Annotated in this window: 25 protein-coding genes and 1 tRNA gene; 14 read left to right on the top strand and 12 right to left on the bottom strand. The window is 37.6% G+C overall.

Annotated elements, in window-relative coordinates; translation table 11 throughout:
• Positions 1-20: 20 nt before the first annotated feature.
• The 4 genes from ACXAGS_RS09685 to odhB all read left to right on the top strand — a co-directional run bounded on the left by ACXAGS_RS09685 (position 21) and on the right by odhB (position 5837).
• Positions 21-1304: a metal-dependent hydrolase family protein gene (locus tag ACXAGS_RS09685; protein WP_474906353.1), complete on the top strand. Its 1284-nt coding sequence runs from the start codon at positions 21-23 to the stop codon at positions 1302-1304.
• 18 nt (positions 1305-1322) lie between these two features.
• Positions 1323-1673, top strand: coding sequence for a hypothetical protein (locus tag ACXAGS_RS09680; protein WP_474906352.1), 351 nt, complete (start codon positions 1323-1325; stop codon positions 1671-1673).
• Positions 1674-1792: 119 nt separating this feature from the next.
• The gene (locus ACXAGS_RS09675; protein WP_474906351.1) at positions 1793-4588 is read left to right on the top strand and encodes a 2-oxoglutarate dehydrogenase E1 component; all 2796 of its coding nucleotides are present in this window, start codon (positions 1793-1795) and stop codon (positions 4586-4588) included.
• Between the two features lie 34 nt (positions 4589-4622).
• A complete protein-coding gene (gene odhB / locus ACXAGS_RS09670) occupies positions 4623-5837 on the top strand; it encodes a 2-oxoglutarate dehydrogenase complex dihydrolipoyllysine-residue succinyltransferase (protein ID WP_474906350.1) in 1215 nt (404 codons plus the stop codon).
• Between the two features lie 2 nt (positions 5838-5839).
• On the opposite strand, the gene ACXAGS_RS09665 is transcribed toward odhB, so the two are convergent.
• Positions 5840-6325, bottom strand: coding sequence for a retropepsin-like aspartic protease family protein (locus ACXAGS_RS09665; RefSeq protein ID WP_474906349.1), 486 nt, complete (start codon positions 6323-6325; stop codon positions 5840-5842).
• Between ACXAGS_RS09665 and ACXAGS_RS09660 the strand changes: the two genes are divergently transcribed.
• From ACXAGS_RS09660 to ACXAGS_RS09625, 8 genes are all read left to right on the top strand, one after another.
• A complete protein-coding gene (locus ACXAGS_RS09660) occupies positions 6324-7091 on the top strand; it encodes a TatD family hydrolase (protein ID WP_474906348.1) in 768 nt (255 codons plus the stop codon). The genes ACXAGS_RS09665 and ACXAGS_RS09660 overlap by 2 nt on opposite strands.
• A gap of 2 nt (positions 7092-7093) precedes the next feature.
• Positions 7094-8128: an asparaginase gene (locus ACXAGS_RS09655; protein WP_474906347.1), complete on the top strand. Its 1035-nt coding sequence runs from the start codon at positions 7094-7096 to the stop codon at positions 8126-8128.
• A 62-nt stretch (positions 8129-8190) separates the two neighbouring features.
• Positions 8191-8278 (top strand) — tRNA-Ser (locus ACXAGS_RS09650).
• Between the two features lie 78 nt (positions 8279-8356).
• On the top strand, positions 8357-9091 hold the full coding sequence (locus ACXAGS_RS09645) for a MotA/TolQ/ExbB proton channel family protein (RefSeq protein ID WP_474906346.1): 735 nt from the start codon (positions 8357-8359) through the stop codon (positions 9089-9091).
• A gap of 30 nt (positions 9092-9121) precedes the next feature.
• The gene (locus ACXAGS_RS09640) at positions 9122-9568 is read left to right on the top strand and encodes a hypothetical protein (RefSeq protein WP_474906345.1); all 447 of its coding nucleotides are present in this window, start codon (positions 9122-9124) and stop codon (positions 9566-9568) included.
• 8 nt (positions 9569-9576) lie between these two features.
• Positions 9577-10185, top strand: coding sequence for an ExbD/TolR family protein (locus tag ACXAGS_RS09635; RefSeq protein WP_474906344.1), 609 nt, complete (start codon positions 9577-9579; stop codon positions 10183-10185).
• Between the two features lie 11 nt (positions 10186-10196).
• On the top strand, positions 10197-10679 hold the full coding sequence (locus tag ACXAGS_RS09630; RefSeq protein WP_010517693.1) for an ExbD/TolR family protein: 483 nt from the start codon (positions 10197-10199) through the stop codon (positions 10677-10679).
• Between the two features lie 79 nt (positions 10680-10758).
• Positions 10759-11442, top strand: coding sequence for a porin family protein (locus tag ACXAGS_RS09625; RefSeq protein WP_474906343.1), 684 nt, complete (start codon positions 10759-10761; stop codon positions 11440-11442).
• Here ACXAGS_RS09625 and ACXAGS_RS09620 read toward each other — a convergent pair.
• The 10 genes from ACXAGS_RS09620 to rplM form a co-directional block, all read right to left on the bottom strand.
• Positions 11437-12042, bottom strand: coding sequence for a hypothetical protein (locus ACXAGS_RS09620; protein WP_474906342.1), 606 nt, complete (start codon positions 12040-12042; stop codon positions 11437-11439). The two genes, ACXAGS_RS09625 and ACXAGS_RS09620, sit on opposite strands and share 6 nt — an antisense overlap.
• On the bottom strand, positions 12042-13499 hold the full coding sequence (gene rpoN / locus ACXAGS_RS09615; protein ID WP_474906341.1) for an RNA polymerase factor sigma-54: 1458 nt from the start codon (positions 13497-13499) through the stop codon (positions 12042-12044). The genes ACXAGS_RS09620 and rpoN overlap by 1 nt, the downstream gene beginning before the upstream one ends.
• 38 nt (positions 13500-13537) lie before the next feature.
• Positions 13538-14971, bottom strand: a complete 1434-nt coding sequence (gene asnS / locus ACXAGS_RS09610; RefSeq protein WP_474906340.1) for an asparagine--tRNA ligase — start codon at positions 14969-14971, stop codon at positions 13538-13540.
• A 71-nt stretch (positions 14972-15042) separates the two neighbouring features.
• Positions 15043-17439, bottom strand: a complete 2397-nt coding sequence (locus ACXAGS_RS09605; RefSeq protein WP_474906339.1) for an efflux RND transporter permease subunit — start codon at positions 17437-17439, stop codon at positions 15043-15045.
• A 74-nt stretch (positions 17440-17513) separates the two neighbouring features.
• Positions 17514-18068 carry a ribosome recycling factor gene (gene frr, locus ACXAGS_RS09600; protein ID WP_474906338.1) on the bottom strand — a complete coding sequence of 185 codons (555 nt, stop codon included), beginning with the start codon at positions 18066-18068 and terminating at the stop codon, positions 17514-17516.
• Between the two features lie 42 nt (positions 18069-18110).
• Positions 18111-18818 carry a UMP kinase gene (gene pyrH, locus ACXAGS_RS09595; RefSeq protein ID WP_474906337.1) on the bottom strand — a complete coding sequence of 236 codons (708 nt, stop codon included), beginning with the start codon at positions 18816-18818 and terminating at the stop codon, positions 18111-18113.
• A 124-nt stretch (positions 18819-18942) separates the two neighbouring features.
• Positions 18943-19767, bottom strand: coding sequence for a translation elongation factor Ts (tsf, locus tag ACXAGS_RS09590; protein ID WP_474906336.1), 825 nt, complete (start codon positions 19765-19767; stop codon positions 18943-18945).
• A 71-nt stretch (positions 19768-19838) separates the two neighbouring features.
• Positions 19839-20642 carry a 30S ribosomal protein S2 gene (rpsB, locus tag ACXAGS_RS09585; RefSeq protein WP_474906335.1) on the bottom strand — a complete coding sequence of 268 codons (804 nt, stop codon included), beginning with the start codon at positions 20640-20642 and terminating at the stop codon, positions 19839-19841.
• 220 nt (positions 20643-20862) lie between these two features.
• Positions 20863-21249, bottom strand: coding sequence for a 30S ribosomal protein S9 (rpsI, locus tag ACXAGS_RS09580; RefSeq protein WP_474906334.1), 387 nt, complete (start codon positions 21247-21249; stop codon positions 20863-20865).
• Positions 21249-21704 carry a 50S ribosomal protein L13 gene (gene rplM / locus ACXAGS_RS09575; RefSeq protein ID WP_474906333.1) on the bottom strand — a complete coding sequence of 152 codons (456 nt, stop codon included), beginning with the start codon at positions 21702-21704 and terminating at the stop codon, positions 21249-21251. Before rplM ends, rpsI begins: the two co-directional genes overlap by 1 nt.
• A gap of 232 nt (positions 21705-21936) precedes the next feature.
• On the opposite strand from rplM, the gene ACXAGS_RS09570 reads away from it, so the two are divergent.
• Both ACXAGS_RS09570 and ACXAGS_RS09565 read left to right on the top strand, forming a co-directional pair.
• Positions 21937-24615 carry a DUF5916 domain-containing protein gene (locus tag ACXAGS_RS09570; RefSeq protein WP_474906332.1) on the top strand — a complete coding sequence of 893 codons (2679 nt, stop codon included), beginning with the start codon at positions 21937-21939 and terminating at the stop codon, positions 24613-24615.
• Positions 24616-24687: 72 nt separating this feature from the next.
• Entirely contained in the window at positions 24688-25185 is a 498-nt protein-coding gene (locus ACXAGS_RS09565) for a hypothetical protein (protein ID WP_474906331.1), read from the top strand.
• A gap of 32 nt (positions 25186-25217) precedes the next feature.
• On the opposite strand, the gene ACXAGS_RS09560 is transcribed toward ACXAGS_RS09565, so the two are convergent.
• Positions 25218-26321, bottom strand: coding sequence for a pyridoxal phosphate-dependent aminotransferase (locus ACXAGS_RS09560; RefSeq protein ID WP_474906330.1), 1104 nt, complete (start codon positions 26319-26321; stop codon positions 25218-25220).
• Position 26322 lies beyond the last annotated feature (1 nt).

The following is a 26322-nucleotide window of genomic DNA, read 5'->3' as shown; positions in this document are numbered from 1 at the left end:
AACCGTTAAATTCAATAACTATGAAGAATTTTAAATTCGCAATCGTAACCATTGTGTTGCTTATATTAGGTCAACTTAATGCGCAACAAACCTATTTACATTGTGGTGCCGTTATGGATGTGCGAACAGGAAAGATGCAAAAGGAAAAGACTATTGTAGTAGATGGAGAAAAAATTATTGCAATAGAAAACGGTTATAAAAATGGAAGTGGAAATGTAGCAGTGATAGATCTAAAGTCCAAAACGGTCTTGCCTGGTTTTATAGATATGCATGTTCATATAGAAAGTGAATCTAGTCCTACCACCTATATAGATAGGTATACGTTAAATGATGTAGATGTAGCGTTTAAATCTACCATTTACGCAAAAAACACACTGATGGCAGGTTTTACAACTGTTAGGGATTTGGGGGGTAGTGGCGTAAATATTGCCCTTAGAAAAGCAATAGATAAAGGTTATGTGGTGGGGCCTAGAATTTTTACGGCAGGCAAGGCTATTGCTACAACTGGCGGTCATGCAGACCCTACTAATGGAAGAACTTGGGACGAAATGGGAGATCCAGGGCCAAAAGAAGGGGTGGTAAATTCTCCAGAAGATGGAAAAAAAGCTGTTAGGCAGCGCTATAAAGACGGTGCGGATGTTATCAAAATAACGGCAACAGGTGGTGTTTTAAGTGTTGCCAAGAGTGGTCAAAACCCACAATTTACCATAGAGGAAATTAAAGCAATTACAGAAACCGCAAAAGACTACGGTATGCTTACGGCTGCACATGCTCATGGAGACGAAGGTATGCAACGGGCTGTAAAAGGTGGTATAAAAACCATTGAGCACGGAACTTTAATGAGTGAGGCTACCATGGATTTAATGAAAGAATATGATGCTTATTTAGTGCCGACGATTACAGCTGGTAAAGAGGTTACGGAGAATGCAAAAAAACCAGGTTACTTTCCTCCTGTGGTTGCCAAGAAAGCAAGCGAAATTGGACCAAAAATTCAAGATATGTTCACTAAGGCCTACAAAAAAGGGGTGCCTATTGCTTTTGGTACGGATGCCGGTGTATTTAAGCATGGAGAAAACGCAAGAGAGTTTGTTTATATGGTAGAGGCAGGTATGCCCGTAGATAAGGCTATTTATTCTGCTACCATTACCAATGCCAACCTTTTAGGTATGCAAGGGAAATTGGGTGAACTAAAAACGGGTTTTATGGCAGATATTATAGCGGTAGAAGGTAATCCTTTGCAGGATGTGTCTTTGCTTAAAAATGTAACCTTTGTAATGAAAAATGGTACGGTGTATAAACAATAAAACGGATAGAAATAACTAATGGAATGGCCAAATGGTATAGGGGTATTAGAAAAAGCAATTGAAAAAAATTGGTACAAAGATGTAGTGGATCAATTGCAAAAAGATTTTATGCTGGCCAATATCGCCATTAAACTAGATGTTAAACTGTCGCCAGTAAAACTCAAAGCCATTTTACAAGAAAAGATTTATGTTCTTTTAATGGAGAAATATTCTAAATTCTTGAATCTAATGTATGTAATGGATATTCCAGAAAGTGAGCTTGTTAATACTAGATGGGAAGACGTTGTAGCAACTTCTGGGCAAACCACAAATTTGATTATAAATAGAATTTATAAGAAAATTGCCGTAAGAAAGAAGTTTGCAACATAATTAGGTGATTTTGGAATTTATGAAAAAATTAAAATAAGAACATTGTTGATTATATGCTAGGTAACTCAATTATTGTATTTTTGTCATAATTTTTACGAAAGAACTCGGGAAACCTCAAAATGGACAAATATTCCTTTTTAAATGCTGCGCACACAGCTTTTTTTGCGGAGCAGTACGATAGATACATTTCAAATCCAGATAGCGTAGAACCAAGTTGGAGAGCCTTTTTTCAAGGTTTTGATTTTGGTATGGAAAGTGCTTTGGACGATTTGGATGTACAAACGTCAAATGCTGGTGTTGCGGCCAACGTTAACGGTCAGTCCGTTCAAATGCCGCAATCGTTGCAGAAAGAATTTCAAGTAATACGTTTAATAGATGGCTACCGCTCTCGCGGGCATTTGTTTACCCAGACCAATCCGGTTAGGGAGCGTAGAAAATACGAACCAACGTTAGCGCTAGAAAATTTTGGCCTATCCAATGCAGACTTGGATACAGTTTTTGATGCAGGTAGCATTTTAGGCATTGGGGCTAGTTCCCTTAAAGATATTGTAGGGCATTTAGAACGTATTTATTGCGATGCTATTGGTGTGGAGTACATGTATATACGTACTCCGGAGCGTATACAGTGGATACAGGATTGGTTAAATGTAAATGATAATCATCCAAAATTTTCTGTAGACCAGAAAAAACAAATTTTAAGAAAATTAAACGAGGCTGTTTCTTTTGAGAGCTTCTTGCATACCAAATACGTTGGGCAAAAACGTTTCTCATTAGAGGGTGGTGAATCCTTAATTCCTGCTCTTGATGTAATTGTAGAAAAAGCTGCGGACGCGGGGGTTAAGCAATTTGTTATGGGTATGGCCCACCGTGGTAGGTTAAACGTACTAACCAATATTTTTGGAAAATCGCCAAAGGATATCTTTAGTGAATTTGATGGTAAGGATTATGAGGAGGCTATTTTTGACGGTGACGTTAAGTATCATTTAGGTTGGACCTCAAGAAGGGAAACCGATAGTGGTAAGATTGTTAATATGAATATTGCACCTAACCCATCTCACTTAGAAACCGTAAACGCGGTTGTAGAGGGTATAGCAAGGGCAAAACAAGATAAGGACCACGCGGATAATAATGCGGAAGTGCTACCGATTTTGGTGCACGGAGATGCTGCTTTTGCTGGTCAGGGAGTTGTATACGAGGTTATACAAATGGCTAAATTAGATGGTTACACTACTGCTGGTACCATACATATTGTAGTAAACAACCAAATAGGATTTACTACCAATTATTTAGATGCACGTTCCTCTACCTATTGTACAGATGTGGGTAAGGTTACATTGTCTCCTGTTTTACATGTTAATGCAGATGATGTTGAGGCAGTTGTTCATGCGGCAACTTTTGCGCTAGAATACCGTATGCGCTATAAGCGCGATATTTTCTTGGATTTGTTAGGATATAGAAAATATGGCCATAATGAAGGTGATGAGCCTAAATTTACGCAACCATTGTTATATAAGTCTATTTCCAAGCATGATAACCCAAGGGATATATATGCCGCCAAATTGATGGCAGAAGGTGTTATAGATAAAGACTATGTAAAAAATCTAGAGGAAGAATATAAAAAGAGTTTAGAGGAAGACTTGTTGGATTCCCGTAAAATTGAAAAAACGGTGATTACTCCGTTTATGCAAGATGAGTGGGAAGGTTTTGAACGGGTTACCGAAACTGAAATGTTGTCGGAGTTTGATACCTCTTATGATTTGGATAAGCTAACCCAATTGGCTAAAGTTATTACCGAATTACCTTCCGATAAAAAGTTTTTGCGCAAGATTGTCCGTTTAATAGATGCGCGCAAGAAAATGTATTTTGAGGACAATAAGTTAGATTGGGCTATGGGAGAACTCTTAGCCTATGCAACTTTATTGGAAGAAGGCTTTGATGTGCGTATGACGGGGCAAGATGTGGAAAGGGGTACTTTCTCGCACAGACATGCGGTAGTAAAGACCGAAATGCATGAAGAGGAAGTAGTTCTTTTAAATGAACTTGGAGCGCATCAAAATGGACGTTTGGATATTTATAATTCCTTGTTGTCAGAATATGCAGTCATGGGCTTTGATTATGGCTATGCCATGGCCAGTCCAAAAACGCTTACTATCTGGGAAGCACAATTCGGGGATTTTAGCAATGGTGCCCAAATTGTAATTGACCAATATTTGTCTTCAGCAGAGGACAAATGGAAAATGCAAAACGGTCTGGTGTTGTTATTGCCCCATGGTTATGAAGGTCAAGGTGCAGAGCACTCTTCTGCTAGAATGGAGCGTTATCTGCAGTTATGTGCCAAGGATAACATGTTCGTGGCAGATGTAACTACACCTGCCAACTTGTTCCATTTGTTTAGAAGGCAAATGAAGTTTGGGTTTAGAAAACCTTTGGTAGTTTTTACCCCAAAAAGTCTTTTAAGGCATCCAAAGGTGGTTTCCACAAAAGAAGAAATGGCCAATGGTAGTTTTCAAGAGGTAATAGATGATGTAAATGTTAATGGGGATAAAGTTAAATCTTTAGTGTTCTGTACCGGAAAATTCTATTATGATTTAGATGCCAAACGTGAAGAGCTGGGAAGAGAAGATGTTGCTTTAGTTCGTTTAGAACAGTTATTCCCACTTCCGGCAGAAGAAATAAGGGCTGTCATAAATAAATATGTAAATGCTCAAGAGATTGTTTGGGCTCAGGAAGAACCTAGAAATATGGGTGCTTGGGGCCACTTGCTAATGCATTTAGAAGAAGCAAAAACATTTAGGGTAGTGTCTAGAAGATTCTATGGGGCACCAGCTGCAGGTAGTGCGGTACGTTCTCAAAGAAGACATTCAGAAGTAATTGAATATGTCTTTGATAAAACTAAAGACAACTTTAAAAGATAATAAAAACAAAGAGTTAATAAACTAGCATAATATTATGATTCTAGAAATGAAAGTACCATCCCCTGGGGAATCCATAACCGAGGTGGAAATCGCAGAATGGTTAGTAGAGGATGGTGATTATGTGGAAAAAGACCAGGCAATTGCAGAAGTAGATTCTGATAAGGCAACGCTTGAACTTCCTGCTGAAGAAAGTGGAATAATAACCCTTAAAGCAGAGGTAGGCGATGCGGTAGCAGTAGGCGAAGTGGTTTGTCTTATAGATACAAGTGCAGAAAAACCTGAAGGCGATGCTGCACCTGCAAAAAAGGAAGAAAAAGAAGAGGCTCCAAAGGAAGCAGCTCCTAAGCCTGAGGCTCCCAAAAAAGAATCATACGCTACGGGTACAGCTTCTCCGGCGGCTAAAAAAATATTAAGTGAAAAAGGAATCCCGGCTGCAGACGTTCAAGGAACAGGTAGGGATGGAAGAGTAACTAAAGAAGATGCGTTGAACGCAAAACCATCTATGGGGTCTCCAGCAGGTGGAAGAAGGGGTGAGTCGCGTTCAAAATTATCTATGCTACGTAGAAAAGTTGCAGAGCGATTGGTTTCGGTTAAAAACGAAACGGCTATGCTTACAACTTTCAATGAGGTGGATATGACGCCTATTTTTGAATTACGTAAGCAGTACAAGGAAGAATTTAAAAGTAAGCACGGTGTAGGCCTAGGTTTCATGTCTTTCTTTACTTTGGCCTGTGTTAGGGCTTTAGAAATGTACCCTGCCGTGAACTCTATGATAGACGGTAAAGAAATGATTTCTTATGATTTCTGTGATATAAGTATTGCTGTTTCTGGTCCTAAAGGTTTAATGGTACCAGTAATTAGAAATGCAGAAAATTTATCTTTTAGAGGGGTAGAGGCAGAAGTAAAACGTTTAGCTATTAGAGCTAGGGAAGGAGAAATTACGGTTGATGAAATGACGGGAGGTACCTTTACCATTACTAATGGTGGTGTTTTTGGTTCTATGTTGTCTACGCCTATCATAAATCCACCGCAAAGTGCTATTCTAGGTATGCATAATATCGTAGAAAGGCCAATAGTACGGGACGGGGCCATAGCAATAGCGCCAATTATGTACGTGGCATTGTCCTATGATCATAGAATAATAGATGGTAAAGAATCTGTTGGTTTCTTGGTTGCCGTTAAGGAAGCTTTAGAAAACCCAGAAGAATTGCTAATGAATAACAACGTGAAAAAAGCGCTAGAGCTTTAAGGCTACTTTCGTTTTTTTAAGAATAGACATTTTTTGTCATAATCTATAATTGCCTTTCCCTTTTTTAGGATGTCTGCACCAATAATGCCATCCACGGGAAGGGCATTGTGGTTTATAAGGGCCGTGTTTACATGTGTAAGGTCAAAAACAACTATACTTAGTTTTTTATACGTCCAATCGCCAATAGCTATTTTGTTTTTTGTGCTTATAAGAGTGTCCATATTAATAGCTCCCGCTCCTGCCGCTTTAATCTCAGAAGCTTCAGATTTAAGGTCAAAATAGGTGAGTTTGTCCGTGCCTATGCAGGTGTTAGATGCTCCCGTGTCTAAAATAAATCTGCCACTTATCCCATTTATTTTGGCAGAAATTTCAAAATGATTGGTTGCGGTTAATCGCAAGGGGATGCGTGTATAGTCTTTCGACTTTAAGTATTTTTTCAAAGTCATCTTAAGCAAAAGCTGTAAAGATAAGGCTATTTTTGTCCTCATGATATTTACAGATACCCATACACATATTTACAGCGAGGCTTTTGAAGAAGATCAAGATGCTATGATGCAGCGAGCCTTTAACAATGGTTTGGCCCGCTTCTTTGTTCCGGCTATAGATGCAAGTTATACTGCTGGGATGAAAAAGGTAAAAAACGCATATCCAGATAAGGTGTTTTTAATGGCAGGTTTGCATCCTACGCACGTTAAGGAGAATTATAAGGCAGAATTAAATCATGTTGCCAAAGAATTGAATGTGGATAATTATGTGGCCGTAGGCGAAATTGGAATTGATTTGTATTGGGATAAGTCCACATTGGCTATGCAACAGGAGGCATTTAGGTATCAGATACAATTAGCCAAACAACATAAATTACCCATAGTTATTCACTGTAGGGATGCCTTTGATGAGGTGTTTGAAATTCTAGAAGAAGAAAAGGGAGGGGATTTATTTGGTATTTTTCATTGTTTTACGGGTAGTTATGAGCAAGCCTTAAAGGCAATAGATTATAATTTGAAACTGGGTATAGGTGGCGTGGTTACCTTTAAGAATGGGAAAATTGATAAGTTTCTTGATCAAATTGATTTAAAGCATATTGTTTTGGAGACAGATGCGCCTTATCTAGCGCCAACCCCTTACCGTGGTAAGCGCAATGAACCCTCGTACTTAATAAACGTGGCAGAAAAATTAGCGGAAATTTACGATTTGCCACTTTCAGAGATAGCATTGCAAACAACAGCTAATTCTAAGCAAGTGTTCGGTATTTAGTTATGGGTAAAAGAGCTAGAATATTATTGATTTACACTGGCGGTACCATTGGTATGGTCAAAGATTATGAAACCGGTGCGCTCAAGGCATTTAATTTTGACCAATTGTTGCAAAAAATACCGGAGATCAATCAAATAGAATGTGCTATTGATACGGTTTCTTTTGCTTCTCCAATTGATTCATCAAATATGAATCCTTCCTACTGGGTAGAGATTGCTTCGATTATTGAGGAGGGCTATCAAAATTTTGATGGTTTTGTGGTGTTGCATGGTAGTGATACCATGGCTTATACGGCTTCTGCTTTGAGTTTTATGTTAGAGAATTTAAGAAAACCGGTAATTCTAACTGGGTCACAATTGCCAATAGGTGATCTTAGGACGGATGCTAAGGAAAATTTGATTACCGCTATACAAATAGCGACCCTTACAGAAAAGGATGAGCCTCTGCTGCAAGAGGTTGCCCTATACTTTGAATACAAGTTGTACAGGGGTAATAGAACTATTAAGATTAACGCAGAGCATTTTGAAGCCTTTACCTCCCCCAATTATCCACCTTTAATAGAATCTGGTGTTCATTTAAAAGCACAGCATTCATTTTTGTACCGGGTAAAGAATAGCAAGAAGTTACAAGTGCATAAGGTTATGAATACCAATATTGCTGTTTTGAAGTTATTTCCGGGAATCAATAAAAACCTTTTAGAGGCGGTTGTTAATACCCCAGATTTACGTGTTCTAATTTTGGAAACCTATGGTGCGGGTAACGCTACAACAGACCAATGGTTCTTAAATACGTTAAAAAGTGCTAAAAGTAGGGGCTTGCACATTATAAACGTAACCCAATGTTCTGGCGGTGGGGTGGTAATGGGGCATTATGAGGCCAGTACTACTTTAAAGCAGCTACAACTTATTAGTGGTAAGGATATTACCACGGAGTCTGCAGTAACTAAAGCTATGTATTTATTAGGTCAAGAAGTGGATTCCACCTTGTTCAAGTCCATTTTTGAGACTTCTATACGTGGGGAGATGTCCCAAAATTAACTTCTCAAATTTTACTAGTTAATATTTTTTTTGTTTATTGCTCGCCCTTAATAAAAGGACAAAGAGAGGTGGCCGAGTGGTCGAAGGCGCACGCCTGGAAAGTGTGTATACACCAAAAGTGTATCGAGGGTTCGAATCCCTTCCTCTCTGCTAGGCTTTTAAATTTTTTAATTGCGAATTTTTTATATCTTTAACATTATTAACTAACTAAATTTAAGTTTGGACACAATGAAAAAAATATCCTTTACTCTGGCTACTGCTGGAATGTTTATTTTAGGTACTACAACAGCTTCAGCGGCGCTGTTGCAAGACGAGGCAGCTGCCGAAGCAAGCAAAAGTTTTACCCAAGTATTAAAAGAGCAGTTCATCCAAGGTGGGCCAACTTTTATGGGTATCGTATTGTTATGTTTAATTTTAGGTTTGGCTGTTGCTATTGAGCGTATTATTTACCTTAACCTAGCTACAACTAATTCTGCTAAATTGAAACAACAAGTAGAAGATGCTCTAGCTTCTGGTGGTGTAGAAGCTGCAAAAGAAGTTTGTCGTAACACAAAAGGGCCTGTTGCCTCTATCTATTACCAAGGTTTGGACAGAGTAGGAGAAGGTTTAGAGTCTGCAGAGAAATCGGTAGTTGCTTACGGTGGTGTACAAATGGGTCAATTAGAGAAAAATGTTTCTTGGTTGTCTTTATTTATCGCTATTGCTCCCATGCTTGGTTTCATGGGTACGGTAATTGGTATGATTCAAGCATTCCAGAAAATTGCAGCTGTAGGTAACTTAAGTGCATCTTTGATTGCTGGTGATATCCAGGTAGCACTTTTAACCACGGTATTCGGTTTGATTACTGCGATTATCCTTCAAATTTTCTATAACTACATCATTGCTAAAATCGATAGTATAGTAAATGATATGGAAGACTCTTCAATCGCATTGATTGATATGTTGGCTGCCCATAAAAAGTAATCATTAACTGTATAAAAAATCTATCGAGATATGCATAAAATAATTAAATATGTATTGATTGTTATAGGTATCATAGCGGCTGTTGCCAGTTTCTTTATGATGCCGGATCCAGAAGATCCAGAAGCAATCAATAGCGCAGGTATTAGCTTAATGTTCGCAATGACATGGGTTTTGTTAGCAGTTGCTGCTATTTTGGCCTTGTTCTGGGGACTTAAGAAAATGGTGACTACACCAGGAGGTCTTAAAAAAGCACTTTTTGCTTTAGGTGGCTTAGTTGTTGTCTTTATCGTTGGATACGCCCTTTCTAGTGGTGATGAAGCTCAAGCTGTTGTAGATACATTTAGTGGAAAAGATATTCAGCCAGAGGCTAGTACGGTTAAAACAATTGGAATGCTTTTAAATGTGTTCTTTTTTATGACTGGTATTGCCGTGTTGTTGATGATTATCCCAGGAGTTAAAAAATTATTCGGTAAATAAAACAGATTATGCCAAGAAGAAAAGGAGCACCTGAAGTAAATGCTGGTTCCATGGCGGATATCGCGTTCCTTCTGCTTATCTTTTTCTTAGTAACTACTACTATAGAAACAGATGCAGGTTTAGATCGTATGTTGCCGCCAATTGAACCGCCTGATACTGATGTTGTAATAAAGCAAAAGAATATTTTTACTGTCGTTATTAATAAAAACGGTCAGTTGCTGGTTGAGGACAATTTGATGGAACTTACGGATTTGCGTGAATCTGCAATTGCGTTTTTGGAAAACGGTGGCGATGGTTCTTGTACTTACTGTAAGGGAAAGAAAGATCCTAATTCATCGGATAATCCATCCAAAGCAATTATCTCTTTGAAGAACGATCGTGAAACTAATTATAGCACCTATATAACGGTTCAAAACGAATTGGTAGGTGCGTATAACGATTTGAGAAACCGTGAGGCGCAGGCCAGATACGGTAGAGACTTTACTGATATGGAATCAGAATATTTGAACCCTGAAACGCCTACTGCTGTCAGAGATGACTTAAAAGAAAAGGTGAAAAAGATTCAAGATTTGTTTCCACAGAAGTTGTCAGAAGCAGAAACATCCGGTAATAATTAATATTAGATCTTATGTCAAAGTTTGCTAAGAAAAAAGATGGAGATATTCCGGCGGTTTCAACAGCTTCCTTGCCAGATATCGTATTCATGTTATTGTTCTTTTTTATGACGGTAACAACTATGAAAGACAGTTCTTTATTAGTGGAGAATACGTTGCCAAACGCAAGTGAGGTTAAGAAGTTGGAAAAAAAGGATCGGGTAATATATATTTATGTTGGTAAGCCTACAAAGGAATACCAAGGTGTATATGGAACTGAGCCTAAAATTCAATTGAACGATAAATTTGCTAATGTAGACGAAGTAGGTTCTTATATTCTTGCAGAGAGAGCTAAGAAGCCACAGGAATTACAAAATGTATTAACTACGGCCTTAAAAGTAGATAAAGATGCTAATATGGGTCTTATATCTGATATTAAACAAGAGCTTAGAAAGGTTAATGCTTTAAAAGTAAATTATACAACTTATGAAGGTGATGCATTTAATAACCTTCAATAGTAGAATATTATAGATTTATAAAAAAAGCATCCCATTGGGATGCTTTTTTGTTTACTTTGAATTACTAATTAGAGAATTAATGCTGAAATTATTTATAGGTGTATTGGTATTACCATGGTTTATCTGCGCCCAAGTCAAAGACAGTATTCCTTTAGACGATAAATACCTAGAAGATCAGTTTTCTGCTGCTGTTTGGTATAATTTGTTGCAAGAAAAGCCGGCAAATGTAATTCAGCGTAATTTAAGTTATGGTTTAGGGCTTAACTTTATTAAGGATATTCCGCTTAACCAAAGGCGTAATTTTGGATTAGGCTTAGGGGTTGGGTTTTCTATAAATAGCTATTACTCTAATTTAATTGCTACGGATAATGGTGAAAATTTTATCAGTTACCGAATAGCTACGAGCGAAGATGCTATTAAACGAAGTAAAATAGGCACCTATGGCGTAAACTTGCCTTTTGAGATAAGATGGCGTAGTTCTAGAGCTGATACGTATAGATTTTGGAGGGTTTATGCAGGGGTAAAAACGGCCTATATATTTGCAAGCAATTCTAAACTTGTAACGGAAAGCATTAAAACTTCTTTCCACAATGCAAATGTAGAACAGTGGCAATATGGATTAAGCTTAAGTGTTGGTTATAACACTTGGAATTTACATTTGTACTACTCGCTTAGTAATTTATTGGATGAAAATGCCTTATTAAATAATGAGCCAATAAACATTAGACCATTAAGGGTGGGTTTAATCTTTTATATTTTATAACCAGTATTTGAAGGTAAAAAACTGGCTTATGCAACCCAATAAGAAACCAATAAGAAGTTCATTTGGAGAATGCGCTTTCATATACAGTCTAGAAGTTGCCACCATACCGCACATTAAGGTCAAAGCGGCAATTGCTATGGTTATATTTCTTTCAAAGTGTATGCTAAGTCCTATTAGGTAAAAAAGAAGGCTGCCTAGGCCCATTAAATGAATACTGGCTCTAATCTTTATAAACAGTATTAAAAGAGTGGCAAATGTTGCTATTAATAGTCCTACAAAAAAGAAATAAAGTTCATTAATATAATTTAGAGGTATTACCTTATATAAAATCATTAGGTAAATGATCATGCTTAAATACAAGGGGTATTTACGTTCCTTAATGGTTGGTGCAAAAACTGATTTTACTATGCCTAAATTTTTTAGAATCAAATAAAAGATAATCGGGATAATTACCGTAAGTATAAAGATGGGTAAAATGTTTCCGCTTTGTAAGGCTAGTGGATTAAATTTAGGTGTAACCAAAAAATAGGAAACCGTACCAGCTATTGGAACCAATAATGGGTGGAACACATAGGACAGTACTCGCCAAAAGTACCGCATTAAATTTCTTTTCTTAAGCGGGCTACGGGCAGCCCTAGTTGTTCTCTGTATTTTGCTACTGTTCTTCTAGCAATAGGATAGCCTTTTTCCTTTAATAACTTGGCAAGTTTATCATCAGTTAGCGGTTTGCGTTTATCTTCTTCGCCAATAACGGTTTCAAGTATTTTCTTTATTTCTCGTGTAGAAACATCTTCTCCTTGTTCATTTTTCATGGCCTCGCTAAAAAATTCTTTTATAAGCTTGGTGCCATAAGGAGTATCTACATATTTGCTGTTGGCAACTCTGGAAACGGTAGATACATCCATTCCAATTTCATCAGCAATATCCTTAAGAATCATTGGTCTTAGTCTACGTTCGTCACCAGTAAGGAAATATTCTTTTTGGTATTCCATTATAGCGTTCATGGTAACAAAAAGTGTCTGTTGCCTTTGTTTAATGGCGTCTATAAACCACTTGGCAGCATCTAGTTTTTGTTTTATAAAGAGAACGGTGTCTTTCTGGGACTTACTTTTTTCCTTGGCATCTTTATAGCCTTTTAGCATGTTGGTGTACTCCTTGGATACGTGAAGTTCCGGGGCGTTACGTCCGTTCAAAGTTAAATCTAGTTCACCATCTAAAATTCTAATACTAAAATCTGGAACTACATGCTCAACTATTCTGTTGTTGCTAGCATAGGAACCGCCTGGTTTTGGGTTTAAACGTTCAATTTCCTGAATAGCAGCCTTTAGTTGTTCTTCGGTAATATCATGCTTGCTGATTAATTTTTGGTAATGCTTTTTGGTGAATTGCTCAAAAGACTTTTCAATTAATACAGTTGCTAGACTAACAGAAGGTGTTTGCTCCCTTCTTTTGAGTTGCAAGACTAGACATTCGTCTAACGTGCGTGCGGCAACACCTGGAGGATCTAAAGTTTGTACCGTCTTTAAAACAGATATTACGGTGCTTTCTTCCGTATAAATGTTTTGGGTAAAGGCCAAATCGTCTACAATGTCAGAAATAGGTCTGCGTATGTATCCACTTTCATCTACAGAACCTACTAAGTATTCGGCAATAGCCCATTCTTGGTCGTCTAAGGAAATTGTACTTAGTTGATTAAGTAGATATTGATTAAATGAAATTCCAGCTGCATAGGGTACGCTTTTCTCATCATCATCTGCTGAGTAATTATTGGCATGTGTACGGTAGTCTGGAATTTCATCATCACTTAAATAATCGTCTATATTAATGTCCTCTGCTGCTATGGTTTCGCTATCTTGAGAATCATCGTAATTATCGCCGTAATCGTCTGTAAGTTCATTATTATCCACCTTACCACTTTCCAAAGCAGGGTTTTCTTCCAATTCTTGTTTTAACCTTTGTTCAAACGCCTGTGTTGGCAATTGAATAAGTTTCATTAATTGGATTTGCTGTGGAGATAGCTTCTGTGATAATTTAAACTGCAGACTTTGTTTAAGCATAGAATTTGTTCCGTTTACTTATAAAGTTAAAGAATTCTCTAAAATTCTGCGTTTTGTGGTGTTCGTGGAAATGGAATTACATCTCTAATGTTACCCATACCGGTCACAAATAATACCAAGCGCTCAAAACCTAAACCAAAACCACTATGAACTGCCGTTCCAAATTTTCTTAAATCTAGGTACCACCATAATTCTTCTTCGGGAATGTTAAGTGCAGCCATTTTTTCCTTAAGTACATCTAGGCGTTCTTCACGTTGTGATCCACCAACTATTTCTCCAATTCCTGGAAACAAGACATCCATGGCTCTAACGGTTTTTCCATCCTCGTTTAAGCGCATGTAAAATGCCTTTATTTTAGCAGGATAATCAAACAATATTACAGGGCACTTAAAATGTTTTTCTACAAGAAAGCGTTCATGTTCGCTTTGTAAATCTGCACCCCATTCATTTATAGGATATTCAAATTTCTTTTTCTTATTCGGCTTAGAATTTCTTAAAATGTCTATGGCTTCGGTGTAGCTTACGCGTTTAAAGTTGTTGTCTACAACAAACTTTAATTTTTCTATAAGCGCCATTTCGCTACGCTCTGCCTGTGGTTTGGTCTTTTCCTCGTCCAATAAACGCTTTTCTAAAAATGCTAAATCGTCTTGGCAGTTTTCCAAAACATAACCTATAACCCATTTAATAAAGTCTTCGGCTAAATCCATATTGGCATCTAGATCAAAGAAGGCCATTTCTGGCTCAATCATCCAAAATTCTGCAAGGTGTCTAGAGGTATTGGAGTTTTCTGCTCTAAACGTAGGGCCAAAAGTGTATACTTTTCCTAAGCCCATAGCGTAGGTTTCCGCTTCTAATTGACCAGATACCGTTAAATTGGTTTCCTTTCCAAAAAAGTCTTGTTTATAATCTATACCGCCATCCTCTTTTAAAGGCGGGTTCTTAGCGTCTAATGTACTAACCCTAAACATTTCTCCTGCACCTTCTGCATCGGAACCGGTGATTATAGGTGCATGCATATAATAAAAGCCATTTTGTTGAAAATAGCTATGAATGGCAAAACTCAATGCGGAACGCAAACGCATTACTGCAGAAAACGTACTGGTACGAACGCGCAAGTGAGCCTTTTCCCTTAAAAATTCTAACGAGTGTTTTTTAGGTTGAATAGGATATGTTTCTGGATCGGCCGCCCCATGAATGAATATATCGCTTACCTGTATTTCAACAGATTGCCCTTTACCTTGGCTTTCTACTAATTGACCGGTAACTTTTATGGCAGAACCTGTATTGATGGATTTGATAGTGGTTTCATCCAAATTCTCAAAATCTACCACGCATTGTATATTGTTTATCGTAGAACCATCGTTTAGCGCAATAAACCTGTTGCTTCTAAAAGTTCTTACCCATCCTTCTACTGTTACATCTTGTGATGTAGGTTCTGTTTTCAATAAATCACTTACCGATAATCGAGCCATAATCTAATTAAATTTAAGCTTCAAAGATAGCTTTTTGAGAAAACTAAACAGAGCTTAAATGCTAGAAAATTCTAAGGTTTATCGTTCTCTTCGTCTGGTAATGGCAATACGCGAATTTGCGGTTTTTTAAAGGTTTTTTTGTTGGCAATGTTACGCTCTAGTGAAAGCAACAAAGACGGCAATAATATAAGATTGCTCAGCATGGCAAAGAGTAGGGTGGCAGACACTAAACCGCCCATGGCTTGCGTACCTCCAAAACTTGAAATTATAAAGACCGAAAAGCCAAAAAATAATACTATTGAGGTATAGAACATGCTTACGCCGGTTTCCCTTAACGAGTTGTATACCGATTTTTTAATTTGCCACTTGTTTGCAGCTAATTCTTGACGATATTTCGCAAGGAAATGAATGGTGTCGTCCACGGAAATACCAAATGCAATGCTAAAAATTAAAATAGTACTCGGTTTTATAGGAATTCCAAGATAACCCATTAAACCAGCTGTTATAACCAAGGGTAAAATGTTTGGTACTAAGGATATCAATATCATTCTAAAAGAACGGAACAAATATGCCATAAAAATGGCAATTAACCCAATAGCCAATGCTAGCGAAAGAATCAGGTTTTTTATTAAATACTTGGTTCCCTTTAAAAATAAAATGGCTTTACCGGTTATATAAACGTTGTAACGCTCTTGTGGAAAAATCTTTTCAATGGACTTTAATAAATCGTTTTCAATTTCTTCCATTCTGGGTGTTTTAACATCCCGCATAAAAGTCGTCATACGCGCAACCTGTCCCGTACTGTCCACAAAACTCTCCAATAAATTAGCATTACCCTTAGACTTGCTGGCCATGTCTAGTATAAAAGTATTTTCTTGGGAAGTTGGCAGTTGATAATATTTTGGCATACCATTATAAAAGGCCTGCTTGGAGTACTTAGCTAAATTTACAACCGATACCGGGGTAGACAGTTCAGGAATATGTTCAATTTCTTTACTTATTCTATCCATTCTCCGTAGGGTGGCTAGCTTTAATACCCCATTTTTCCTTTTGGTGTCTACTACTAACTCTACTGGCATTACCCCATTAAACTCCTCTTCGAAAAACCGAATATCTTTAAAAAACTTAGCGTCTTTAGGTAAGTCTTCTATGCGGCTTCCCGTAATTTGAATTTGATATATTCCAATGATACTTAAAACTAAAACAGTGACAGCGGTAATGTAAACAGCGATTCTATGGTTACGCACTACATTCTCCATCCAACCTACAAAGCGGTCTACCCATTTTTTGTTTAAATGTTTTAAATGCTTCTCTTTGGGGATTGGCATAAAACTATAAACTATAGGTATAATTAAAAGAGAAAGTAAAAAGATAGAAATAATATTGATGGAGGCAACTATACCAAATTCTTTTAGCAAATCACTGTCTAGAATAATGAACGTTGCAAAGCCTAGGGCAGTGGTTATGTTTGTCATTAAAGTGGCGTTACCAATTTTAATGATTACCCGTTGTAGCGATTTTGCTTGGTTTCCGTGTTTTTTAACTTCTTGCTGGTATTTATTGATTAAAAAAATACAGTTGGGAATACCAATAACAATTATCAAAGGTGGAATTAGTGCTGTAAGAATGGTTATTTCATATTGAAACAAGCCTAAAACCCCAAACGCCCACATTACACCAACCACCACTACGGACATGGCTATTAAAGTAGCTCTAAAGCTTCTAAAAAAGAAGAAGAAGATTAGAGAGGTAACCACCAGCGCAGCTAGTATAAATTTACCTATCTCATCAATTATTATTTTAGAGTTCCAAGTTTTTATATAAGGCATGCCAGACACCCTAACATCTAAACCTGTTTCGTTCTCAAAATTATCTACCAGATTTTCTAAGTCGGTAAGTATAAACTCATTTCTTACATTGGTGTTCAGTAAATCTTTATCTATATAGATTACCGTTCTTACCGTTCCAGTTTTTTTGTTAAAAAGAAGATTCTCGTAAAACGGTAGCTGCTCAAACAATTTATCCTTTATGGCTGCTACTTCTTGGTAAGTCTTGGGAGTTTTGGTGTAGAGGGGTTGTAGCTTAAATGCATTGGCCTCTTGATCCTTTACCAACTCTTGCAAGTTTTCTGTAGAGATAACGGATGTTACCTCTGGTATGGCTTGGAATTGCTTGCTTAATTTATTCCAGCGGTTAAAATTGTTTGGGTTAAAGAGGGCCGAATCTCTAACGGCTAAAACAATGGCGTTGTCTTCTTGACCAAATTTTGAGACAAATTCTGCGTATTGCACCGTTTGAGGATGGTCATCTGGTAGTACGTTTGCTTCAGTATTGGAAAAGCGCATGTTTTTCCATTGTAAACCAAAAAACACCGTTGCGGCAACAAGTAGTAAAAGAATAAGGATTCTGTTACGGAGTATTAACCTAGCTACCGCAGACCAGAATCCTTCTGTAAGTTTTTTAACCATCCTTCTTTAAAATCAGTGGCAAAGGTAGAAAACCCTGTAAACGCCACCTAGTAATCTTGAAAATTTAAGAGTGATTAAACCTTCATTATCTCAGCTTCTTTAATAGCTAAGACGTCTTCAATTTTTTTAATGTATTTATCCGTTAATTCTTGAACGTCTACCTCTGCATTTGCTAATAAGTCTTCGGAAATATCTAACTTTTTTAGTTCCTTATTAGCGTCTTGTCTAGCGCTACGAACACCAACTTTTGCGTCTTCTGCTTCTGCTTTTGCTTGTTTAACTAGTTCTTTTCTACGTTCTTCGGTCAATGGAGGTACGTTGATAATTATGTTTTCTCCATTGTTCATAGGGTTAAAACCTAGGTTAGCGTTCATAATTGCTTTTTCAATTTCTCCTAGTAAAGATTTCTCCCATGGTTGTACGCTTATGGTTCTACCATCTGGTGTGTTAATGTTAGATACTTGAGATAATGGAGTTTGGGAGCCATAATATTCTACCATCACTGCAGATAACATTGCTGGGCTAGCCTTACCGGCGCGTATTTTTACAAACGATTTTTCTAAATGCCTCATGGCGGCATCCATTCCTTCTTTTGTTGCGTCTAGTACAAATGTAATTTCTTCGTCCATTTGGGTTTGTTTTAATCGATGCGCTACAAATTGTAGGCCAAATTAGTTATTTACTACAGTTCCAATATTTTCTCCGGAAACAATTTTCATCAAATTGCCTCTTGTATTCATGTCAAATACAACAATGGGTAATTCGTTTTCTTGACTTAAAGTAAAAGCGGTGGTATCCATAACCTTTAAGCCTTTGGATAGTACCTCTGTAAAAGATAGACTATCAAATTTGGTGGCATTTTTATCTTTTTCTGGATCTGCCGTATAAATACCATCTACTCGCGTACCTTTTAAAATAACGTCTGCCTTTATCTCAATTGCTCTTAAAACGGCTGCAGAATCAGTTGTAAAATAAGGGTTTCCGGTACCACCTCCAAAAATTACCACTCTACCTTTTTCCAAGTGTCTAATGGCTCTTCTACGAATAAATGGTTCTGCTACCTCATTTATTTTAACGGCAGATTGTAACCTGGTTTCAACGCCAGCTATTTCTAGGGCGCTTTGCAAGGCTAGGCCATTGATAACGGTAGCAAGCATACCCATGTGGTCTCCTTGAACCCTATCCATGCCTTCGCTAGCCCCTTTTAGGCCTCTAAATATATTGCCGCCCCCAATAACAATGGCAACTTCCACGCCCTTGTCTATTACTGCTTTTATGTCCTCTGCGTATTCCTTTAAGCGTTCGGCATCTATGCCATAATTCTGTTTTCCCATAAGGGCTTCACCGCTTAATTTTAGAAGAATTCTTTTGTATTGCATGGACAGGTTTTTAAAATCCGAACAAAAATAATCAAAATAATGGATGTGTAATACCAAACTGGAACGCATAAAAAAAGCCTTAGTAGAAATACTAAGGCTTTGGAATATATTTTTATTAGGAAAATTATCCTAATGCTACTCTTTTAAAAGCAGTTACAGTAAGATCGCTATCTACAGATTTAACGTAATCTGATACGCTTTGCTTACTGTCTTTAATAAACGCTTGGTTTACCAAAGTGTTATCTTTAAAGAAACGGTTAAGTTTACCTTTGGCGATGTTATCTAACATAGCTTCTGGCTTACCTTCTTGACGTAATTGGTCTTTGGCAATCTCTATTTCTTTGTCGATAATTGATTGATCAACGCCATCTTCATTTAAAGCTACAGGATTCATTGCCGCGGCTTGCATAGCAACGTCTTTGGCAGCTTCTTCTGCGCCATCAACACTTTTAGATAGGCCAACTAAAGTAGCAATCTTGTTACCGGCGTGGATATAAGAACCTACAAATGCAGCTTCTAATTTTTCAAAGCTACCAATCTCTATTTTCTCTCCAATAACACCTGTTTGCTCGGTTAATTTGTCTGCAACACTCACGCCATTGAAATCAGCGGCAAGAAAAGCGTCTTTAGAATCAAAACCTAAAGCCAATTCAGCCAATTGGTTAGCTAAGTCTACGAAACCATCGTTTTTAGCAACGAAATCTGTTTCACAGTTCAAAGAGATAACAACACCACTTGTTTTTGCATCGTTAACTTTAGCAATGGCAGCACCTTCAGAAGATTCTCTGTCGGCTCTTTTAGCAGCAACTTTTTGTCCTTTTTTTCTAAGGATTTCAATTGCTTTGTCAAAATCACCTTCTGCTTCTACTAATGCCTTTTTGCAGTCCATCATACCTGCACCAGTGGCTTTTCTTAATTTATTTACTTCAGCGGCTGTAATCTTTGCCATGTGTTTTGTTTTTGAATATTATGTATAAAGTAAAACACAAACTTTGTGTTTTGTTTTAGGACAATGTTAAATTACTCTTCCTCAGAAGATGCAACTTCTGCTGCTGCCTTTGGAGCTTCTGCTTTTGCTGCTTCTTTCTTGTTTTCTTTCTTAGGAGCTGCCTCGTCTTTAGCGCTTTGTTTCTCAGCTTTACGCTCAGCTAATCCTTCTCCAATAGACTTGGTAACTTCAGATAAGATAATTTCAATAGACTTTCCAGCATCGTCATTCGCAGGAATGATGTAGTCAATTGGTCTTGGGTCAGAGTTGGTATCTACCATTGCAAAGATTGGAATATTCAATTTCAATGCTTCTTTTACTGCAATGTGCTCACGCATGGTATCAACAATAAAAATTGCGCCTGGCAAACGAGTCATATCAGCTATAGAACCTAAGTTCTTATCTAATTTGGCTCTTAAACGATCTACTTGTAAACGCTCTTTTTTAGATAGCGTGTTAAAAGTACCATCTTTCTTCATTCTATCTATAGAAGCCATTTTCTTAACAGCCTTACGGATAGTTACAAAGTTGGTTAGCATACCACCTGGCCATCTTTCTGTGATGTATGGCATGTTAACTGCAGATACTTTGTCTGCTACAATGTCCTTAGCTTGTTTCTTGGTTGCTACGAAAAGAATTTTACGGCCAGAAGCAGCAATTTTCTTTAGTGCTTCTTGTGCTTCTTCTAATTTAGCAGCAGTCTTGTAAAGATTAATAACGTGAATACCGTTACGCTCCATGTAGATGTAAGGAGCCATGTTTGGATTCCACTTTCTTGTAAGGTGGCCAAAATGCACACCTGCCTCTAAAAGGTCTTTTACTTCAATGTTTGCCATTTTTGTTTTCTTAGTTTACGTTCCGTTGAGATAGCAATGCAAAGGTGGTCCGTATAATACTTCGCCCTTAGCATTTAGATGCTAAACTAATTTCCAAAAAGCTGTTTTCCTTTTTGGAACAACGACAACTTTTGTTTTTGATAAAATAATACCCGAAGGGCAAGCTTCGGGATTTTCAATGAACTGTATATAAAAAGCACGGTTTCCCGTGCTTGAAATATTAACGTTTAGAGAACTGGAATTTCTTACGAGCTTTCTTCTGACCAAATTTCTTACGCTCTACCATTCTTGGGTCACGAGTTAGTAAGCCTTCTGGTTTTAGAACTGTACGATTCTCTTCATTGATTTCGCACATTGCTCTAGATAATGCCAATCTAATAGCTTCTGCTTGTCCGGTAATACCACCACCGTAAACATTTACTTTTACATCGTAAGCACCTTCGGTTTCAGTTAAGGCAAAAGGTTGTTTAACCTTATATTGTAAAGTACCAGTAGAGAAATAGTCCTCTAATGCTTTTTTGTTAACAGTAATGTTTCCGCTACCTTCTGTTAAATAAACACGGGCAACAGCTGTTTTTCTTCTTCCTATTTTATGAACCACTTCCATTAGTTGAATTCATTTAAGTTTAATGTCTTAGGTTTTTGTGCCTCATGGTCATGCTCAGCACCGGCATAAACCTTAAGGTTACGGAACAACTCCGCACCTAATTTATTTTTAGGCAACATTCCCTTAACGGATTTCTCTATTAATCTTTCTGGGTGTTTCTCCAACAATTCAGTAGCTGTAGTAGAACGCTGCCCACCAGGATAACCAGTATAGCGCAAGTAGGTTTTTTCATTCCACTTGTTACCAGTCATCGTAATCTTGTCGGCATTGATAACAATAACGTTATCTCCACAGTCCACGTGAGGTGTAAAGTTGGTCTTATGTTTTCCTCTTAGGATTTTGGCAACTTTAGAAGCCAATCTTCCTAGGGTCTCTCCTTCGGCATCAACCAATAACCACTCCTTGTTTACTGTGGCCTTATTGGCAGATATAGTCTTGTAACTTAATGTATCCACTGCTCTGAAATCGTATTAGTTCTAATTCCTTTCCGATAAACGGGCTGCAAATGTACAATTATTAGATTGAATTACAAACGCTTGTGCCCAAATATTTTTCAAACCGCAAAAATAGGCATTATTAAAACCACTTTAAGGGATGTTTGTTAAATAAATCTTAAAAAGATTAAGGAACTGTAACATGCCTCGATTTATATGGTCTTTAGGCTACATCAATCAAAAAACGAACAACATGATAAAGACTTCCATAACCCTTGTTATGGTTGGATTTCTTTTCTCTTTTTCTTGGGCACAGCAACAAGAAGAACCGCCAACCAGCCTTACGGATAGTTTAAAGCAAACTATTGTGACCAAAAAAATTTATGTTACCAAACCCATAGAAAACCCTCCTAATATAGATGGGGTTTTAGATGATACCATATGGGGAGCTGTAGAGTGGGCTACGGACTATATCGAAAATCAACCAGATGAAAATACACCGCCAAGCCATCAAACAAAATTTAAAATTATATATGATGCCAAATACCTTTACATTGGTGTTCGTTGCTTAGATGATGAGCCCGACAAAATTGTAAAACGTTTATCTAGGCGAGATGGTTTTGATGGAGACTGGGTAGAATTTAATATAGATAGTTATCATGATAAACGTACCGCTTTTTCATTCACGGTAACTGCTGCTGGTGTAAAGGGGGACGAATTTATCTCTAATAATGGTAATAATTGGGATGCGAGTTGGAATCCTATTTGGTATACTAAAACCAACGTAGATAATGAGGGTTGGACGGCAGAAATAAAAATACCTTTGAGTCAGCTTAAATTTGGGGATGCACCAAATCAGGTGTGGGGCCTCCAATCTACAAGGCGTTATTTTAGGGGAGAAGAACGCTCTTTATGGCAAAGAAAACCAGTAGACCAGCCAGGTTGGGTAAGTGAGTTTGGTGAACTTCATGGATTAAAAAATCTAGAGCCTCAAAAACAGCTAGAAATACAGCCATACACCGTTGCTAAGGGTGAAACCTATGAGGCGGAAGAGGGAAATCCATTTAGAGATGGAGACGATACCAATATTACTGTTGGTCTTGATGCTAAAATTGGGGTTACTAATGATTTAACGTTGGATTTAACCGTAAATCCGGACTTTGGCCAAGTAGAGGCAGACCCGTCTGCCATTGCGCTAGACGGTTTTCAAATATTCTTTCAAGAACAACGTCCGTTTTTTGTAGAAAACAAAAACATCTTTGACTTTCGGGTTTCTAATTCTGAAGCGGGCAACACTTTTGGTTCGGATAACGTTTTCTACTCTAGGCGTATTGGTAGAACGCCACATGGTTTTCCCAATGTAGGGGATGGTGAATTTGCAGATGTACCAGATAAAACGCCAATTATTGGTGCGGCAAAATTCAGTGGAAAAACAAAAGATGGTTGGGCCATTGGTGTTTTAGAAAGTGTTACTGCCAAAAGGTTTGCTACCGTAGATGCAGGCGGTGATAGAAGAAAGGAAATAGTGGAACCGCTAACCAATTATTTTGTAGGGCGTTTACAAAAAGATTTTAACGAGCGCAATTCTTATGTGGGTGGTATTTTTACTGCTACCAACCGTGCAGATTTACCAGAAAGTTTAAACTTTTTGCACACTTCGGCTTATACGGGTGCACTAGATTTTAAACACCAATGGAATAATAGGGATTGGTACGTTGGTGGTAATGTTGTTTTTAGTCATGTAAAAGGAAGCGAGGAAGCCATACTCAATACACAACAAACTATTAGGCATTTGTTTCAGCGGGTAGGTGCAGACCATTTGGAGGTAGATGAAAATAGAACTTCTTTAACCGGAACCGCGGGGAATATTCAGTTAGGGAAAGTAGGTAATGGCCATTGGAAATTTGAAACAGGTGGCACGTGGCGTTCCCCGGAACTGGAATTAAATGATATTGGGTTTCAAAGAGAATCAGACGATATAAGGCATTACACCTGGGTTGGGTATCAAACTTTAAAACCTGATAGTACCTTTAGACGTGTTGGTATCAATTACAATCATTGGTCTGCATGGGATTTTGGGGGCAATCATAATTATTTACAATTCAATACCAATAGTTGGCAAAACTGGAAAGGCAATTGGTTTTCAAATTTAGGTTTTAACTACGCTCCCATACAATATTCTAATTTTGCCCTAAGAGGTGGTCCAAGGTTGAAACGTTCTCCATGGATGAGTTTCTGGAATGGCATAAATACGGACAATAGAAAAAAAATTCGTTTCAACGTATTTCATAATGGCCGTAAAGCGTTTGATAATTCTATCAATACCTACTACGTAGAAGCGGGCTTTACCTATCAACCTATAAATGCTTTACGGATTTCTGCGTATCCCTCTTACCAAATAAATAATGATAAATTACAGTTTGTAGATAATTTAGAAGTGGGGGGCGAAACAGTATATCTAAATGGGGCTATAGAACAACGAACTTTAAGCATGTCTTTTCGTTTAAATTATACCATTAACCCCAACTTAACCATACAATATTGGGGGCAACCTTTTATTTCTAGGGGTAGATATGCTAGTTTTAAAAATGTTACCAATCCTGTTGCCGATACTTTTGAAAATAGATTTGAAGCTTACACACCGCAGCAAATTAATTTGGTAGATGATACCTACCAAGTGGATACGGATTTAGACGGTACTACTGACTTTAGTTTTGGTAATCCTGATTTTTCTTTTGTTCAATTCAGGTCTAATCTAGTATTGCGTTGGGAGTATATTCCTGGTTCCGAGATTTTCTTGGTATGGTCTCAAGATGTATCCAGGTCTGGTGACCCAATGGCTGGTTTGTTAAATGACTTAGGTAACAATGTTTTTGGGCAAACACCACAAAATATCTTTCTTCTTAAGGCTACCTATCGTTTTGTTTTTTAAAAGCTTAAACTTTAGCTAAACACTTTTTTGATTTTTTTTTCGTTTTTAGAGCAGTCAAAAAATTGATTTAATATGAAAAAGAACATTTTTTTAAGCGTCTTTGCTGCCTTAGTGGTAATGGCTTGTTCTAACGATGAGGACGATTCTGGAATGGATAGCTTGGCGGTAAGCCCTATTGTGGGTACTTGGTTGTTGACAGATGTGCAAATAGAGGAAGAAAACTCCACGCAATTAAATTTGTTTGAAGAAATTGTGGATGAATTGAATGCGGAAAATTGTGCATTATTAATTTTTGAGTTTGATGCAGAAGGTACCGTTACGGCAACTGATAAACTGTCCTATATAGAAGTAAATTCAGGTCCAACAGGGTTGGATGTTCCATGCCCAACTGAAAGCGATATGGCAACTTCAATTTGGCGTTTAGAAGGTGACCAGCTTACTTTTATCAACGAAAATGCTGAAGAAGAAACCATCACGGTACAAATAGAAGGTGATACGATGGTTATTGCTGGTAATGAATTTGATGATGAAAATTTGACTGAAGGAACACTTATTTTTACCAAGCAATAAGAAGTTTATACAAAGCAAAAGAAAAACCCGAGCTAGTCTCGGGTTTTTATGTTTTTGAATGCCTTTATCAAAGCAAGGTTGGCTTCTTTATTGCCAATACTTATGCGTACCTTACCTGGTGCACCAAACTGTGTAACGGGCCTAACCATGATTCCTTCTTGCATCATTTTATCGGTAAATTCCATTTCTGGAAAGGGTGGCTCAATAATAAAAAAGTTAGCTTGGCTGGGCCAATATTTTATGTTGAGTTCATCAAATGCTTCGGAAATCATTTTTCTACCTTCTTTAACCGTTTTTACGGTTTCTAGAATGAAATCGTGGTCATTTAATGCACCAATTGCCGCTTCTATGGAAGTAATGGGTAATAAAAACGGTTTGTGGATTAATCGTAAGTAATTGGCAATGGTCGCTGTAGTATAGCCATAACCAATGCGTAACCCCGCTAATCCATACGTTTTAGAAAAACTATTTAGCCCAATTACACTGTAGCCTTGTTTTACATAGTGTAATGCGGTAACATAGTCGTCCGCATCTGCAAAGTGTCGGTATACTTCATCTAATACTACCAGAATGCTTTTTGGAACACGTTTAAAAAAATCATCCAAAACCGACTTAGGGATATAGGTTCCCGTGGGGTTGTTGGGTGTAGTTAAAAAGATAACCTTGGTTTTTGTTGTAATAGCATTTAAAATACCATCCACATCTAAATCGTAATTAGGTGTTTTTAAAGGGATGTCTATTTGCTTGCCGCCATACCATCTAGAAAAAACAGAATAGGGTAAAAAGCACGGATTGGAGAAAATTACTTCATCTCCTTCTCTTACAAAAGCTCGCAAAAGCATGTCTATAACTTCGGAGCCACTATTTCCAGTTATAAATTGGTCTGCTGAAATCTCATTATTAAAATCTGTTGTTAGTGCTTCCCGTAATCGTATATCCGTTTGATCTGGGTAAAGGTCTACTTTGTCTAGTATTGCTTTGGCGGCTCTAACGGCTTTTGGGGATGCCCCAAGCGGATTCTCATTTGAAGAGAGCTTGTATATTTTTTTGTTGCTAGGCGGTATGTTTTTGCCGCCTTTATAAACCTCCTTGGGTTGTAAAAACGGTTTAAAACTGCTGGTAATATCGTTGTTCATG

It is taken from the genome of Croceivirga sp. ABH4_376 (assembly GCF_056160685.1).
The sequence above is the reverse complement of the archived record's forward strand: the minus strand, read 5'-3'. Positions and strand labels throughout refer to the sequence as shown.